This is a genomic window from Amycolatopsis roodepoortensis (assembly GCF_014873915.1).
Taxonomy (GTDB): Bacteria; Actinomycetota; Actinomycetes; order Mycobacteriales; family Pseudonocardiaceae; genus Amycolatopsis; species Amycolatopsis roodepoortensis.
In genome coordinates this window covers 3041379-3059395 of the sequence record NZ_JADBEJ010000005.1, presented here as the reverse complement: position 1 = coordinate 3059395, position 18017 = coordinate 3041379, and the positions used below count along the sequence as shown (strand labels likewise).

Here is an 18017-nt window from a genome sequence, read left to right as displayed (position 1 = left end):
CTCACGACCCCTTTCGCTTTCCGGCGGCGTGTGTTGGGTGTCGCGAAAGCCACTTTCGCGACGTTGAAGGTTGCGAAAGTGGCTTTCGCAACACCCGGCCTGAGGTGAGCTGGTGTGAAGGGGACTTTCGCCGTATCGGGCGCGGGGAAAGTCCCCTTCGCTCCTGCCGTTGCCGGGCGCGGTGACGTTCAGTAGGAGGTGTGTGGAAATAGGGACACTCAACGTCCCTATTTCCACACACCCCGCGTTCACGGCAGGAAAACGGGGCCCGTTGGACATGTTGTCCGGGTCGGCCCTTCGGGCGACGATTCGGTGGGGGGACATGCCGCATTCGACGTCGGCGCCTCGACTTCGCGCAGGACGGGATTCGCCGAAGAACTTCGCTGATCGAGGGAGAAATTGATGGCTCAGTCGCGGATCGAGGACATCTGGCCGCTGTCGCCGTTGCAGGCAGGGCTGGTCTTCCACGCGGTCTACGACGGTGACGGGCTCGACGTCTACATCGGACACTGGGTCCTGGAGCTCGACGGCCCCGTGGACGCGGCGAGGCTGCGGGCGGCGTGGGAGGCGTTGCTGGCGCGGCACGCGTCGCTGCGTGCCTGCTTCCGGCAGCGCAAGTCTGGCGAGACGGTCCAGATCATCGCCCGGCAGGTGGAACTGCCCTGGCGCGAGATCGACCTCTCCCACCTCGAAAACCCCGACGCGGCCGTGCGAGAGCTTGCCGAGGAAGACCGGACGAAGCGGTTCGACCTCGCGACGGCGCCGTTGCTGCGGTTGACGTTGATCCGGCTCGGCGACGACAGCCACCGCCTCGCGGTCACCTGCCATCACGCGATCATGGACGCCTGGTCGCTGCCCATCGTGTTCGACGAGCTGTCGGCGCTGTACGCGGCGGCGGAACTGCCGGAAGTGACGCCGTACCGCGAATATCTCGCGTGGTTGAGCCGTCAGGACAAGACGAAAGCACTCACGGCCTGGACGAATGAGCTGGGCGACCTCGAAGCGCAGACCTTGGTCGCACCCTCCGATCCGGGGCGCGCGCCCGGCATTCCCGAGAGCATCACGGTCGAGCTGCCCCCGGAGCTCACCCGCTCGCTGGAAGAGTTGGCCCGCGGCAACGGATTGACGCTCAACACGGTCGTGCAGGGCGCGTGGGCGATGGTGCTCGCGCAGCTCTCCGGCCGCACGGACGTCGTGTTCGGCGCGGTCGTTTCGGCGCGCCCGCCGGATCTGCCCGGCGTGGAAGGAATGGTGGGGCTGTTCCTCAACACCGTCCCGGTGCGCGCGCGGCTGCGCGGTTCGGCGCCGGTCGTCGAGCTGCTGGCGGAGCTGCAAAGACGCCAGTCCGCGCTCATCCCGGACCAGTTCGTCGGGCTCGCGGACATCCAGCAGGCCGCCGGACCCGGCGCGAGCTTCGACACCATGATCGTCTTCGAGAACTTCCCGCGCGAGCTCGGCGGGCCGGATTCGGTCGCGCCCTTCGGCATTCGCGTGAACCAGGGGCAGGAGGCGGCCCACTACCCGTTGACGCTGGTCGCGGTCCCCGGCGAGTCGATGCTCGTCAAACTCGACTACCTGACGAATCTTTTCGACGAGGCCGCCGCGCGAGTCATCCTCGAGCGGTTCACCGGCGTGCTGCGCCAGCTGTCGCGTGACGTCACCGTCGCCGACATCGACGTCTCCACCGCGGCCGAGCGCGAAACGGTCGGCCGGTGGGGTGTGTCGGCCGAGCCGGCACCGGACGTACTGGCGCCGGACCTGTTCTCGCGCCAGGACGAAAGCGCGATCGCCGTCGTCGCCGGTGACGAAACGTTGTCGTACGGGGAGCTGACCGAGCGCGCCGAGCGGCTCGCGGGGTACCTGAGCGGCAAGGGAGTCCGGCGCGGCGACCGGGTCGCCGTCGTGATGGACCGGTCGCCCGATCTCGTCGCGACCCTGCTCGCGGTATGGAAGGCGGGCGCGGCGTACATCCCGCTGGACCCCGCGTACCCGGCTGAACGCGTGAAGTTCATGCTGGCGGACGCCGAGCCGTCGGCGGTCGTGTGCACCGAAGCGCACCGGGACGCCGTCCTGGACGGCGGTCTCGAACCGATCGTCCTCGACGATCCGGAGACCCGGCGAGCGGTCGCGGAGTCCGCCAGGCTGTCGATCGGCGCCACGGCGGACGACGTCGCGTACGTGATGTACACGTCGGGCTCGACGGGCACGCCCAAGGGTGTCGCGGTGTCGCACGGCAACGTCGCCGCCCTGGTCGGCGAACCGGGCTGGGACGTCGGCCCCGGCGACGCGGTGCTCATGCACGCCTCGCACGCTTTCGACATCTCCCTGTTCGAGCTGTGGGTGCCGCTGGTCTCGGGCGCCAGGGTGGTGCTCGCCGGATCGGGTGCGGTGGACGGCGAGGCGCTGGCCGGCTACGTGGCGGACGGCGTCACGGCCGCCCACCTGACGGCCGGGAGTTTCCGGGTGCTGGCGGAGGAAGCGCCGGAATCGGTCGCCGGGCTGCGTGAGGTGCTGACCGGTGGTGACGCGGTGCCGCCCGCGGCGGTCGAGCGGGTGCGGCGGACGTGCCCGGACGTGCGGGTGCGGCATCTCTACGGGCCCACCGAGGCCACGCTGTGCGCGACGTGGTGGGTGCTCGAACCCGGCGACGAGATGGGATCGGTGCTGCCGATCGGCCGTCCGCTCGCGGGACGGCGGGTCTACGTCCTCGACGCGTTCCTGCGGCCCGTGCCCGCGGGGCTGCCGGGCGAGCTGTACGTCGCCGGAGCCGGTGTGGCGCAAGGCTATCTGGGCCGTTCGACGCTGACGGCCGAGCGCTTCGTCGCGGATCCGTTCGCGCCCGGCGGGCGCATGTACCGCACGGGTGACCTCGCGTCCTGGACGGAGAACGGCACGCTGGCGTTCGCCGGCCGAGCCGACGACCAGGTGAAGATCCGTGGCTACCGGGTGGAACCCGGGGAGATCGAGGTCGCGCTCGGCCGCCTGCCCGGCGTCGCCCAGGCCGTGGTGATCGCCCGTGGTGAGCAGCTGATCGGGTACGCCGTCCCCGAAGCGGGGCAGGATCTCGACCCGGCGCGCCTGAGCGGACAACTCGCCGAGACGCTGCCCGAGTTCATGATCCCGGCCGCGATCCTGGTGCTGGACGAACTTCCGCTGACCGTCAACGGCAAGGTGGACCGGCAGACGCTCCCCGAGCCGGATTTCTCCGCGAAGGCGGCGGGCCGGGAACCCTCGACCGAGGACGAACGAGTCCTTTGTGGAGTGTTTGCCGACGTCCTCGGGCTGGAGCGGGTCGGCGTCGAGGACAGCTTCTTCGAGCTGGGCGGCGACTCGATCTCGTCGATGCAGGTGGCCGCCCGCGCCCGGCGGGAGGGGATCTCCCTGACGCCGCGGCTGGTGTTCGAGCACCGGACGCCCGAGCGGCTGGCGGCGCTGGCCAAGGAAACCGCGGCACCGTCCACAGTGGAGTCCGGGGTGGGCGAGATCCCGATGACGCCGGTGATGCTCGCCCTCGGCGAGAACGCCGTGCGCCCGGGCTTCGCGCAGGCGCGGGTGATCGTCACCCCCTCGGGATTCGACCAGAACATGTTGGTCAAGGCTGTGCAGGCGCTGCTGGACACGCACGATCTGCTGCGGGCGCGGGTGGAATCGGGGCGGCTGATCGTGCCCGAGCCGGGCGCGGTGGACGCGGCCGCCCTTGTGACGCGCGTCGAAGCCGGCGACCTGGACGAGGCCGCCGAACGCGAGGTCCGGAAGGCGACCGGTACGTTGGACCCGGCGGCCGGGGCGATGCTGCGCGTGGTGTGGATCGACTCTCCCGACACCGGGGAGGGACGGCTCGCGCTGGTGGCTCATCACCTGGCCGTCGACGCGGTCTCGTGGGGAATCCTGCTGCCCGATCTGCGCTCGGCCTACGAAGACGCGGCGCTCGAACCCGTGGCGACGCCCTACCGGCAGTGGGCGCGGCGGCTGGCCGAGCAGGCGCGCGACGAGCGCACCGTGGCGGAAACCGAGCGCTGGATCGCCCTCCTCGACGGCGCGGAACCGGCCGTGGAGCTGAGCCCCGGCAAGACGCACTCGTGGTCGTCGACGCTGTCCGGCGAGGTGGCGAACGACCTGCTGACCCGGCTGCCGGGCGCCTTCCACTGCGGGATCCAGGACGTCCTGTTGGCGGGGCTCGCGGGTGCGCTGCGGGGAACCGGCGGCGCGGTGCTGGTGGACGTCGAGGGCCACGGCCGTGAGGCCGCCGACGGGGAGGACCTGCTGCGCACCGTGGGCTGGTTCACCAGCGTGCACCCGGTCCGCTTCGACGTCTCGGCGGGGGACTTGCTGAAGACCGCCAAGGAACAGATCCGCGCCGTTCCCGGCGACGGGCTCGGCTACGGGCTCCTGCGCTACCTAAACCCCGACACCGGCGCGCGGCTCGCGGAGCTGCCGTCCGCGCAGATCGGCTTCAACTATCTCGGCCGGACAAGCCTTTCCGCCAAGGACAGGGCGTGGCAGCCGGCTGGTGAAGGACCGCTCGGCGGTGGCCCGGACATGATCCTGGCGCACCCCGTCGAGGTCGGCGCGGAGGTCCAGGACACGCCGGACGGACCCCGGCTGGCGCTGGCCATCGACGGCCGGGACGTCGACCCCGCCACGGTGGAACGCCTCGGCGAGGCCTGGCTGGCGACACTGAACGCGCTCGCCGCCGATGCCGACGCCGGTGGGCACACGCCGTCCGACTTCGCGCTCGTCGACCTGGCGCAGCAGGACGTGACCGAGCTGGAAGCCGTGACGCCGGGGCTGACCGACATCTGGCCGCTTTCGCCGCTGCAGGAAGGCATGCTCTTCGAGCGGGCCGTCGCCGACGACGGCGTCGACGTCTACCAGAGCCAGCGGATCCTCGACCTCGACGGGCCGCTCGACGCCGAGCGGCTGCGCGCCGCGTGGAACCAGGTGGTCGCCCGGCACGAGACGCTGCGGACCGGTTTCCACCAGCTGGGTTCCGGCGAGCCGGTGCAGGTCGTCGCCCCCGAAGCGGAAATCCCTTGGCGCACGGTCGATCTCTCGCACGTCGGGGAGGCGGACGCGGCCGCGGAGATCGAACGCCTGCTCGCCGAAGACCAGGCGGAGCGCTTCGACGTGACCAAGGCGCCGCTGCTACGGCTGATGCTGATCAAGCTGAGCCCGGTGCGGCACCGCTTCGTGCTGACGTCGCACCACGTCCTCCTCGACGGCTGGTCGACGCCGCTGGTACTGGGTGAGGTGTCGATCGCGTACGCGGGCGGGCCGCCCCCGGCGAAGTCACCGTCCTATAAGGACTATCTGACCTGGCTGAGCCGCCAGGACGAACAGGCCACGCAGGCGGCGTGGCGGGCCGAACTCGCCGGTTCCGACGAGCCGACCGTGGTGGACGCCGACGCGGACAAGGCGATGGTCGTGCCGGGTGAGCACGCCGAACTGCTGTCCGAGGCCGCGACGCGGGCGCTCACCGGGTTCGCCCGCGGCCACGGCCTGACGCTGAGCACGATCGTGCAGGGCGCGTGGGCGCTGGTGCTGTCGCGGCTGGCGGGCCGGACGGACGTCGTGTTCGGGACGGTCGTCTCCGGGCGTCCGGCGGACGTGCCGGACGTGGAACAGATGGTGGGGATGTTCATCAACACCATCCCGGTCCGCGTGCGGCTCGACGGCGACCTGCCGGTGCTGGAAATGCTCCAGGACCTGCAGGCCCGGCAGTCCGCGTTGACCGAGCACCAGTACCTGGGGCTGTCGCAGGTGCAGCGAGCGGCGGGTTCAGGCGCCGTCTTCGACACCATCGTGATGATCGAGAACTACCCGCACGACGCCGACGGTCTCGGTGACGACGGCGGTGTTTCGATCAGCGCGGTCGAGACCAGGACCGGCACCGGCTATCCGCTGACCATGAGTGTTTCGCCCGGCAAGAGCCTGCTGATCCGCGTGGCCTACCGGCCCGACCGGATCGAGGCGGGAACGGCGGCCGAGGTCGCCCGGCAGGTCGTTCGGGTGCTGGAGCGCGTGTCGGCGGAGGCATCGCTTCCCGTGGGGCGCCTCGGCGTGACGAGCGAACCGGCGCGCGAGTCCGTGGTGGAGCGGTGGAACGCGACGGGTGCGGCGACGACGGGTGCCACCGTGCCGGAGCTGTTCCGGCGGCGGGCCGCGGAATCCCCCGAAGCGGTGGCGGTCGTCGACGGGGATCGCACGCTGTCCTACGCCGAACTCGACCGGGAATCCGATGGGCTGGCCGGACATCTGGCCGCGCGCGGGGTGCGGCGCGGTGACCGCGTCGGTGTCGTGATGGAACGCGGTGCGGACCTGATCGTCGCCCTGCTCGCGGTCTGGAAGGCCGGTGCGGCACAGGTTCCGGTGAACGTGGAGTACCCCGCCGAGCGGATCGAGCGGATGCTGGCCGATTCCGGTGCGGCGCTGGCGATCTGCGTGGCGGCGAGCCGCGACGCGGTGCCGGACGGCGTCGAGCCGCTGGTCATGGGCGCTACGGAGCAGGAGGCGCCGCCGGTCACCGTCGGCGCGCACGACACGGCTTACGTGATGTACACGTCGGGATCGACCGGCGTGCCGAAGGGTGTTTCGGTGCCGCACGGCAGTGTCGCGGCGCTCGCGGGTGACCCGGGCTGGTCGCAGGGACCGGGGGATCGGGTGCTGCTGCACGCTTCCCACGCGTTCGACGCGTCGCTGGTCGAGATCTGGGTGCCACTGGTGAGCGGGGCCGCCGTGGTCGTCGCGGAACCGGGCGCGGTCGACGCGCAGCGGGTGCGGGAAGCGGTCGAACGCGGTGTCACCACGATCCACCTGACGGCCGGGACTTTCCGGGTGGTGGCCGAGGAAGCACCGGAATCCTTCACCGGGCTGCGGGAGATCCTGACCGGTGGCGACGCGGTGCCGCTCGCCTCCGTCGAGCGGATGCGCCACGCCTGCCCGGACGTCCGGTTCAGGCAGCTGTACGGACCCACCGAAATCACGCTGTGCGCCACTTGGCTCGTCCTCGAACCCGGCGTCGAAACGGGCGACGTCCTGCCGATCGGCGGACCTCTGGCCGGCAGGCAGGCGTACGTGCTCGACGCGTTCCTGCAGCCGGTGGCGCCGGGCGTGACCGGCGAGCTGTACCTCGCTGGTGCCGGTCTGGCGCACGGTTATCTGGGCGCTCCGACCGCGACGGCGCAGCGCTTCGTCGCGAACCCGTTCGCGGCCGGTGAGCGCATGTACCGCACAGGCGACCTCGCGCGCTGGACCGACGACGGCGAGCTGCTGTTCGGCGGCCGGGCCGATTCCCAGGTGAAGATCCGGGGCTACCGGGTCGAACCGGGGGAGATCGAAGCGGCGCTGACCGCGCTGCCCGACGTCTCGCAGGCCGTCGTCGTGGCGCGGGAGGAACGTCCCGGCGAGAAGCGGTTGATCGCCTACGTGACCGCGGAACCGGGACTGGAATCCGAAGCGATCCGCACCCGGCTCGCGGAGCGGCTGCCGGAGTTCATGGTGCCCGCAGTGGTGCTGGTGCTGGACACCTTCCCGTTGACGCTCAACGGAAAGATCGACCGCGCCGCCCTGCCCGCCCCCGAATTCGCCGGGAAACCGGCAGGCCGCGAACCGCGGACCGAGGCCGAACGCGTCATGACCGATCTCTTCGCCGAGATCCTCGGCCTGGACCGGGTCGGCGCGGACGACAGCTTCTTCGAACTGGGCGGCGACTCGATCCTCTCGATGCGGCTGGCCGCCCGCGCCCGGCGCGAGGACTTCGTCTTCGGTGCCAAGCAGGTCTTCGAGCAGAAGACCCCCGCGGGTCTCGCGGCGGTCGCCGAGCGCGGCGTGCAGGAGGCCGAGGTCGCCGACGGTGTCGGTGAGGTGCCGTGGACGCCGGTCGTGCGGGCGCTGCTCGAACGCGATCCCGGCGCGATGTCGCGGGGCGCGCTGGCGCAGTGGGTGACGGCGAGCGTGCCCGGCGACCTTTCTCTCGAGGTGCTGACGGCCGGGCTGCGTGCGGTGATCGACACCCACGACCTGCTGCGGAGCCAAGTGATCGATTCCCGCCTGGTCGTGGCCGAACGCGGATCCGTCGACGCGGCGGCGCTGCTTCGGCGGGTCGAGGCCGGAGCCGGTGACCTCGGCGAGATCGCGGAACGCCATGCGCACGAGGCCGCCGGACGGCTCGACCCCGGCGCGGGCGTGATGCTCCAGGCCGTTTGGGTGGATGCCGGATCCGAGGGACGGCTCGTGCTGGCCGCCCATCACCTCGCGGTCGACGTGGTGTCGTGGCGTGTCCTGCTGGCGGATCTGCAAGCGGCCTGCGAGGAACCGGTGCTCGACCCACCGCCCGTTTCGTTCCGGCGCTGGGCGCGGACGCTGGCCGACCAGGCGCCGCAGCGGGCCGGAGAACTGGAGACCTGGAAGGAAATCCTCGACGGCGCGCAGGCGCGGGTCGGCGAACTCGACCCTCGGCGCGACACCATCGCGACTTCGGGACGCAAGTCGTGGACCCTGCCGAGGGAACGCGCGAGCGTGCTCGTCGAGAACACGCCCCCGGCCTTCCACTGCGGCGTCCACGAGGTCCTGCTGGCGACCCTCGCCGGCGCGGTCACCCAGTGGCGTGGCGGCACCGCGGTCGTGGTGGACGTCGAAGGTCACGGCCGTCAGCCGCTCGACGGGATGGACCTGTCGCGGACGCTCGGCTGGTTCACCGATGTCCATCCGCTGAGGTTGGACACCGCCGGGGCGGACACGCCTGGCCGGTTGCTGAAGCAGGTCAAGGAGAACGTGCGAGCGGTGCCCGACGGCGGGCTCGGCTACGGGATGCTGCGGTATCTCGACGCGGAGGCCGGGAAAGTGCTGGCGGCGCTGCCGTCGCCGGAGATCGGCTTCAACTACCTCGGACGGTTCTCGGCCCGGCCCGAAGGCGACGCGGAACCCTGGCAGCTGACCGGGACCATCGGCGGCACGGCGGAGGACGACCTGCCGCTGCGGCACGCCGTCGAGATCGACGCGGTCGTGCTCGACGGGGAGCTCACGTTGACCCTGACCTGGGCGGAACGCTTGCTCACGGAGGCCGACGCGGAGTCGCTCGGCCAGGCATGGCTCGACATGCTGACCGGGCTGGCTCTCCACACCGAGGGCGGCGCGGGCGGACACACGCCGTCGGACTTCCCGCTCATCGAACTGACGCAGCAGGAAGTGACGGACGTCGAGGCGCTCGTCCCGAGCCTGGACGACATCTGGCCGCTTTCCCCGCTGCAGGAAGGGTTGCTGTTCCACGCGGTCGACGAGCGCGGACCGGACGTCTACGCCGGTATCCGCGACATCATCCTCGACGGACCGCTGGACGTCGCCCGGTTCCGCGCGTCGTGGCAGACCCTGCTCGACCGGCATCCCGCGCTGCGGGCGGGTTTCCACCGCCTCGGCTCCGGGACCGCCGTGCAGGCCGTCGTCCGCGACGTTCCGGTGCCGTGGCAGGAAACCGACCTGTCGCATCTGCCCGAGGACGAGGCGCTGGCGGAATTCGAACGGATCGCGGCGGCATCCCACGCCGAGCGGTTCGACCTGGCGAAGGCGCCGCTGCTGCACCTGCATCTGGTGCGGTTCGGCGATCGCAGGCACCGGCTGGTGCTCAGGTCGCACCACATCTCGGCCGACGGCTGGTCGCTGCCGGTGTTCCTCGGCGAGGTGATGGCGGCGTACGAAGACGACCGGCCGTTGCCCGCGCCGACGTCGTACCGCGAGTACCTCGCCTGGCTTTCCCGCCAGGACAAGGCGGCCGCGAAGGAAGCGTGGCGGACCGAGCTGGCCGGGCTCGACGAGGCGACCCACGTGGTGCCGCCGGACACCATCGCCGTGCCCATCGAGCCGGACCGCGTCCGCTTCGAACTCGACGAAGACCTCAGCGCGCGCCTGATGGAGTTCACCCGGCGCCACGGCGTCACGACGAACACGCTTTTCCAAGGCGTGTGGGCACTTCTGCTGGCCAGGCTGACCGGACGCGAAGACGTCGTCTTCGGGACCACGGTGGCCGGACGACCGGTCGAGATCCCCGGCGTCGAATCCGCGGTCGGCCTGTTCATGAACATGCTGCCGGTCCGGGCGCGGCTCACCGGGGCCCAGCCGTTCCTGGAGATGCTGGCGGATCTGCAGGCACGGCAGGTCGCGCTGATGCCGCACCAGCACGTCGGACTGACCGAGATCAACCAGCTCGCCGGTCCCGGCGCGGCCTTCGACACGATCGTGGTGTTCGAGAACTACCCGCCGCCGCCCCCGCCGTCCGACGATCCCGACGTCCTCGCCCTGCGACCGGCCGGGATCCCGGACGACACCGGGCACTATCCGTTGTCGATCCGCGCTTCCGAAGGCGGCGGCGTGCACGGCGAGGTCATCTACCGGCCCGACGTGTTCGACCGGACGCGGATCGAGGAGATCGTCGCCTCGATCATCCGGGCGCTCGACCAGGTGGTCACCGAGCCGCGGGTGCCGGTGGGCCGGGTCGCCCTGATCGGGTCCGAGCAGCGCCGTCTGGTGATCGAGGAGTGGAACCGGACCGAGGTGCCGTTCGAGGCCGAGGCCCTTCCGGTGCTGTTCCGCCGTCAGGTGGAGCGGTCACGGGACGCGGTGGCGATCGAGGACGCGAAGCGGACCCTGACCTACGGCGAACTGCTCGGCGAGGTCGAGACGCTGGCGCGGTTGCTCGTGGCGCTGGGTGTCCGGCGGGAGACCCGGGTCGGCGTGCTGGTCGAACGGTCGGCCGAACTCGTGGTGACCATGATGGGCGTGACGTTCGCCGGCGGGGCGTTCGTCCCGGTCGACCCCGACTATCCGGCTGAGCGGATCGAGCTGATGCTGACCAGTTCGGCGCCGCAGGTGCTGGTGTGCACGTCGGCTACCCGCGCGGTCGTTCCGGAGCAGTTCGACGGCGAAATCCTGCTGCTGGACGAACTTCCCGCCGCGGATCCGTCGGTCGTGCTGCCGTCGGTGAGTACGACCGACGCGGCGTACGTGATCTACACGTCCGGGTCGACCGGGGTGCCGAAGGGTGTCCAGGTCACCCACTCCGGGCTCGGGAACCTGGCGACCGCGCATATCGAACGCCTTGGTGTGACGGCGTCTTCGCGGGTGCTGCAGTTGTCCGCGATCGGCTTCGACGCCATCGTCTCCGAGCTGTACATGTCCTTGCTGGCCGGTGCGACCCTCGTGCTGGCGGACGCGGAGAGCATGCCGCCGCGGGTGACCCTCGGTGACGCGCTGCGGCAGTGGGGGATCACGCATCTCACGGTGTCGCCCAGTGTGCTGGCGGTCGAGGAAGACCTGCCGGACACGCTGCGCGGCGTGCTGACCGGCGGCGAGGTGTGCACCCCCGCGCTGGTCGACCGCTGGTCGCCGGGGCGCCGGTTCATCAACGCCTACGGCCCCACCGAGACGACGATCTGCTCGACCATGAGCGCCCCGTTGTCGCCGGGACACGAGGTCGTCCCGCTCGGCGGCCCGATCCGGAACGTGAAGCACTACATCCTCGACGCGTACCTGCAGCCGGTGCCGCCGGGCGTGGCGGGTGAGCTGTACATCGCCGGCGCCGGACTCGCCCGCGGGTATCTCGGACGGGCGGGTCTGACGTCGGAGCGGTTCGTCGCCGACCCGTTCACGCCGGGCGAGCGCATGTACCGCTCCGGCGACCGGTTCCGCTGGGATCCCGACGGCGAGCTGATCTTCGTCGGCCGGGTCGACGCGCAGGTCAAGGTGCGCGGCTACCGGGTCGAGCCCGCGGAGATCGAGAACGTGCTGGCCGAGCATCCGGGCGTCGCCCAGGTCGCGGTCGCCGTGCACCGGGACGGGCCAGGCGACAAACGGCTCGTGGCCTACGTCGTGCCCTCCGACGGCGCCGACGTTTCGCTCACCTCGGTGCTGCGCGAGATGGCGGCCGCGCGGCTGCCGGAGTACATGATGCCCGCGGCGTTCGTGGCGCTGGAGAAGATGCCGCTCACCCCGAACGGCAAGCTCGACCACCGGGCGCTCCAGGCACCCGACTTCTCCGGCCTGTCCTCCGGCCGCGACCCGCGCACGGCCATGGAGGCGAAGCTGTGCGAGCTGTTCGCGGAGGTGCTCGGCCTGGAGCAGGTCGGGCCCGACGACAGCTTCTTCGAACTCGGCGGCGACTCGATCATCTCGATGCAGCTGTCGGCCCGCGCCCGCCGCGAGGGGCTGGAACTGAGCCCGTGGCAGGTGTTCGAAGAGAAGACACCGGAACGGCTGGCGACGCTCGTCAAGGAGATCCCGGCCGAAGGCGAGGCCGCCCCGGAACCGGAGCCGGAGTCCGCAGGGGGATCCCTTGTGGCGCTTTCCGCGGATCAGTTGGAGCAGCTTGAGGCCGGGTTCTCGTGAGTGGCAAGGACGGTTCTAACCGTCCTTGCCACTCACGAGCCCCATCGCGAACGCGAGTTCACTCACCCACTTCACCAAGGAGCAGATCGTGACCGTTGACGACACTCGCGCGAAGCCGCGTTCCAGCGTGGAGGACGTCTGGCCTCTTTCCCCGCTGCAGGAGGGAATGCTCTATCACACCGCGCTCGACGACGACGGGCCCGACACCTACACCGTGCAGACCGTCTACGGCATCGACGGCCCGCTCGACGCCGCGCTGCTGCGGGCGACGTGGCAGGTGCTGGTCGACCGGCACGCCGCGCTGCGGGCCTGTTTCCGTTACGTCAGCGGCGCGCAGATGGTGCAGGTCATCACGCGGGACGCGCAGATCCCTTGGCGCGAAACGGATCTGACCGGGCTGCCGGAGGAGATCCTCGAAAGCGAAGTGGACCGGCTGGCCGCGGACGAGCTGGCCGAGCGGCTCCGCATCGAGGTGGCGCCGCTGATGAAGCTGCACCTGATCCGGCTCGGCCCGGACCGCCACCGGCTGGTGCACACCCTGCACCACGTGCTGACCGACGGCTGGTCGATGCCGATCATCCACCGCGAACTCGCCGCGATCTACGCCGCGGGCGGGGACGCGTCCGGGCTGCCGCCCACAGTGTCCTATCGGGACTATCTCGCCTGGCTCGGCAAGCAGGACAAGGAGATCGCCCGCGCGGCCTGGCGCGAGGAGTTCGCCGGGGCCGACACGCCCACCGCGGTCGCGCCCGCCGATCCCGGCCGGGTGCCGGAGATCGACACCGAGATCGTCGAGCTGTCCACGGAACTCACCGACGGGCTGGCGAATTTCGCGCGCGGCCACGACCTCACACTCAACACCGTCGTGCAGGGCGCGTGGGCCGTCGTGCTGTCACAGCTCGCCGGCCGCACCGACGTCGTGTTCGGCGCGACCGCTTCGGGCCGTCCCGCCGAACTGGCGGGTGTCGAGTCGATGGTCGGCCAGCTGCTCAACACCCTGCCGGTGCGGGTGCGGCTCGACGGCGCGAAGCGCGCGGTCGACCTCTTCGCCGAACTACAGCGCGACCAGTCGGCGCTCATGGCGCACCAGCACCTCGGCCTCCAGGACGTGCAGGCCGTCGTCGGTCCCGGCGCGGTGTTCGACACGCTCGTCATCTACGAGAACTTCCCCCGCAAGGGCCTCGGGCAGGCGCACGACGGCCTGACCCTGCGTCCGGTCAAGCGGGGACGCAATTCCTCGCACTACCCGTTCACCCTGGTCACCGGCCCGGGTGAGCAGATGCCGCTCATCCTCGACTACGACCGCGGCCTGTTCGACGAGAAGGTCGCCGGGTCCGTCGTCGGCGCGCTGGCCCGCGTGCTGGAACGGCTGGTCGCCGAGCCCGACGTCCTCGTCGGCCGGTTGACGCTGCTGAGCGAGGCCGAACGCGCCCTGGTGGTCGACGAATTCAACGCGACCGAGGGACCCGTGCCGGGCGACTCCGTCGTCGAACTGTTCGCGCGGCGGGTGACCGAGGCGCCCGAGGCGGTGGCGATCACCGACGCCGCGGGTGCGGACCTCACCTACGCCGAGGTCGACCAGGCCTCGAACCGGCTGGCCGCGTACCTCGCCGACCGCGGTGTCGGCCGCGGTGACCGTGTCGGCGTGGCGATGGAACGGTCGCCGGAGCTGATCATCGCGTTCCTGGCGATCTGGAAGGCGGGAGCCGCCTACGTCCCGGTGGACGTCGAGTACCCGGCCGAGCGGATCGCGTTCATCCTCGACGACTCCGCGGTCTCGGTCGTGGTGTGCACGCAGGCGACCAGCGGCGTCGTGCCGAAGGACACGATCGTCCTCGACGCCCCGGAAACGCGGGCCGCCATCGACGCTTCCGCCGCCACGGCACCGGAATTCCGGCTCAGCGCGGACGATCTGGCGTACGTCATGTACACCTCCGGCTCCACCGGCCTGCCCAAGGGCGTGGGGATCCCGCACGGTGGCGTGGCGGGTCTGGCCGGCGACCAGGGCTGGCAGATCGGGCCCGGCGACGGCGTCCTCATGCACGCGACGCACGTCTTCGACCCATCGCTGTACGCGATGTGGGTGCCGCTTTCGACGGGTGCCCGCGTCCTGCTCACCGAGCCCGGCGTGCTCGACGCGGCCGGGGTGCGGCAGGCCGTCGCCCGCGGCGCGAACTACGTGCACCTCACCGCCGGTACCTTCCGGGCGCTCGCGGAGACCTCGCCGGAATGCTTCGACGGCCTGGTCGAAATCGGCACCGGCGGCGACGTCGTTCCCGCGCAGTCCGTGGAGAACCTGCGCCGGGCCCAGCCGAACCTTCGGGTGCGCAACACCTACGGCCCGACCGAGACCACCCTGTGCGCGACGTGGCTCCCGATCGAACCCGGCGACGTCGTCGACCGGGAACTGCCGATCGGTCACCCCATGACGAACCGCCGGATCTACATCCTCGACGCCTTCCTGCGCCCGGTCGCCCCTGGCGTGGCGGGCGAGCTGTACATCGCGGGAACGGGGCTGGCGCGCGGATATCTCGACAGCCCGGGCCTGACGTCCGAGCGTTTCGTGGCGTGCCCGTTCCTCCCGGGCGAACGCATGTACCGCACCGGCGACCTGGCCCGCTGGACCCGCGACGGCGAGGTCGTGTTCCTCGAACGCGCCGACGACCAGGTGAAGATCCGCGGCTACCGGGTCGAACTGGGCGAGGTCGAATCCGTGCTGGCCGCCCAGCCGGGCGTGGTCGAAGCCGTCGTCATGGCGCGCGAGGACCAGCCGGGCGAGAAGCGGCTGGTCGGGTACTTCGTCTCCGACGGCGGCGACGCCGGCCCGGAGGAGATCAAGCGGCAGCTGGGTCTCGTGCTGCCCGCGTACATGGTCCCGATGGCGGTCGTCGCCCTGCCCGGCCTTCCGGTCACTCCCAACGGAAAGGTCGACCGCCGCGCGCTGCCCGCCCCGGATCTCGCGGGGCGTGCGTCGGAGAAGGCGCCGGAGAGCGAATCCGAGAAGGTGCTCTGTGAGCTGTTCTCGGAGATCCTCGGCGTCGACAACGTGGGTGTCGACGACGCTTTCCACGATCTCGGCGGCAGTTCGGCGCTGGCGATGCGGCTCATCGCGCGGATCCGCGAGGTGATCGGCGTGGATCTGCCCATCCGGCAGCTGTTCTCCTCGCCGACGCCCGCCGGTGTCGCCAGGGCGCTCGCCGCGAAGTCCCGTCCCGCGCTGGAGCCCGCCGAGCGGCCCGAGCGGGTTCCGCTCACCGCGCGGCAGCTGCGTGCCTGGCTGCTGGCCAATCCCGGTGAGGAGACCGCCGGACTGCAGATCTCGGTCGCGCTGCGCCTGCGCGGCAGGCTCGACGTGGCCGCGCTGGCGGCCGCGCTCGGCGACGTCGCGACCCGGCACGAGGTGCTGCGCACGACGTTCCCCGGGGACGCGCAGAACGTCCGGCAGCTGGTCCACGAGCCCGCGGCCATCGAGCTGACCCCGGTGCCCGCCACCGAGGACGAACTCCCCGGTCTGCTCGCCGGGCTGCGCGCGTCGGTCTTCGACCTCACCGCCGAAGTTCCTTGGCGCTGCGATCTGTTCGCGCTGGGGGAAAAGGAACACGTGCTGCATCTGCGGCTGCACCGGATCCTCGCCGACGACGATTCGCTCGACGTCTTCTTCCGCGATCTGTCGGCCGCGTACGGCGCACGGCGTTCTGGCCGCGTTCCCGAGCGCGCGCCGCTGGCGCTGCAGTTCGCCGACTACGCGATCTGGGAGCAGCGGCTCCTCGCGGACGAGGACGAACAAGGCAGCCTGATCAACGAACAGGTCGTCTTCTGGCGGGACACCCTCACCGGAATCGAAGGCGAGACGGTGCTCCCGTTCGACCGGCCGCGTCCGGCGGTCCCGTCGCGACGGGCGGGCGCGGTCGCGCTGCGGCTGGGCGCCGAGCCGTACGAACGGCTGACCGAAGCGGTGGAAAGGCTCGGCGCGGAAACGATCCACGTCGTGCACGCGGGGCTCGCGATGCTGCTGAGCAAATTCGGCGCGGGCGAAGACCTGGTGATCGGCACGAAACTGGCGCGGGACGAGGACCTCATCGACCTCGAACCGATGATCGGGCCGTTCGCCCGGCCGCTGGCCCTGCGTACGGATCTCTCCGGCGACCCGACCTTCCTCGAGGTCGTCACGCGGGTGCAGGAGGCCGTCCGGGGTGCGCGTCAGCAGCTGGACGTGCCGTTCGAGCGGATCGTCGACCTGCTGGACCTGCCCGCCTCGCTGTCCCGCCACCCCGTGTTCCAGGTGGGGCTGGAGATCGACGAGGAGGACATCGGCGCGTGGGACGCGGCGGAACTGCCCGCGCTGCGCACCAGCGTCGTACCCGGCGGAACCGAGGCCACGGAACTGGATCTCGCGTTCAAGCTCACCGAGCGGCTCGACGAGGACGGTCTCGAAGGCACTCTTCGTTACGCCGCGGATCTTTTCGACGAGGCGACGGCGAAATCGGTCGCGCGGCGGCTGGTCAACGTCCTGGAGCAGGTCGCGGAGGACCCCCAGCGGCGGCTCAGCGAGCTGGACCTCTTCCTCGACGAGACCGAACGCGGCCGTCCGGCGATCGCGCCTGCGCGGTGGGCGGGCGAGGTGCCGTCAGTGGTCGCGGAGCTGGGTCCGCTCGGCGCGCTGGTGCTCGACGGACAGAAGCGACCAGTCGCCCCGGGCGTCGTCGGCGATCTCTACGTCACCGGACCGGCGGTGGACGAGGGCAAGACGGGCGAGCCGTGCCCGTTCGGCGAGCCGGGACACCGGATGCTGAACACCGGTCTGCTCGCTCGCAAGACCCCGGCCAAGACCCTGATCGTGGTGGGAGAGCGGAAGCGCACGAGCACCTCGGTGAAGACGGGCGACTACGAGATCCTGCTGCCGCTGCAGGCGGGCGGCGACCGGCCGCCGCTGTTCTGCGTGCACGCGAGCGGCGGGCTCAGCTGGAACTACGGGCCGCTGCTGCGGCATCTTCCCGCGAATCAGCCGGTCTACGGCGTGCAGGCCCGCGGCCTCGCGCGGACCGAACGGCTGCCCGAGAGCGTCGAAGAGATGGCGGCCGACTACCTGGCGCATATCCGTGCCGTGCAGCCGACCGGGCCGTATCACCTTCTCGGCTGGTCGCTCGGCGGCCGGATCGCGCAGGCGATGGCCGCGATGCTCGAAGCCGAGGGGGAGGAACTCGGCCTGCTCGCGCTGCTCGACGCCTACCCCGTCTACATGGGACGGAACGCGACCGGCACGGTGACCGAGGAGGCGGCCCGCGACGAAGACGGCCTCCAGAAACGGAAACAGCAGGATCTGGAGCTGGCGGGCGGCATGGTCCAGGGCCCCGGTGCCCGGGAACGGCTGGAAGCGGTCATGAAGAACCTCTGGAAGGTGGGGCCGCAGCACACGGCGTCGCCGTTCAACGGCGACATTCTGCTGTTCGTCGCCTCGGAGGACCGGCCGGCGCACCTGCCCGTGTCGGAGGCCGTCGCCGGCTGGAAGGACTTCACCAGCGGCACGATCGAACACCACGAGATCCCGACCAACCATTACGACATGGTGCAACCCGCGGCGTTGGTCCAGATTGGATCCATCGTCGCCGAGAAGCTCCGGCCTCGGCCGGGCGCGTGAAAGG

2 protein-coding genes are annotated in these 18017 nt (G+C 71.0%); both read left to right on the top strand.

Going from position 1 to position 18017, the window contains the following annotated elements:
- Window positions 1–402 precede the first annotated feature (402 nt).
- Window positions 403–12375 (top strand): non-ribosomal peptide synthetase, encoded by an 11973-nt coding sequence (locus tag H4W30_RS33675; RefSeq protein ID WP_192746258.1) that lies wholly within the window; start codon window positions 403–405, stop codon window positions 12373–12375.
- Window positions 12376–12463: 88 nt separating this feature from the next.
- Window positions 12464–18013: a non-ribosomal peptide synthetase gene (locus H4W30_RS33670; RefSeq protein WP_192746257.1), complete on the top strand. Its 5550-nt coding sequence runs from the start codon at window positions 12464–12466 to the stop codon at window positions 18011–18013.
- Window positions 18014–18017 lie beyond the last annotated feature (4 nt).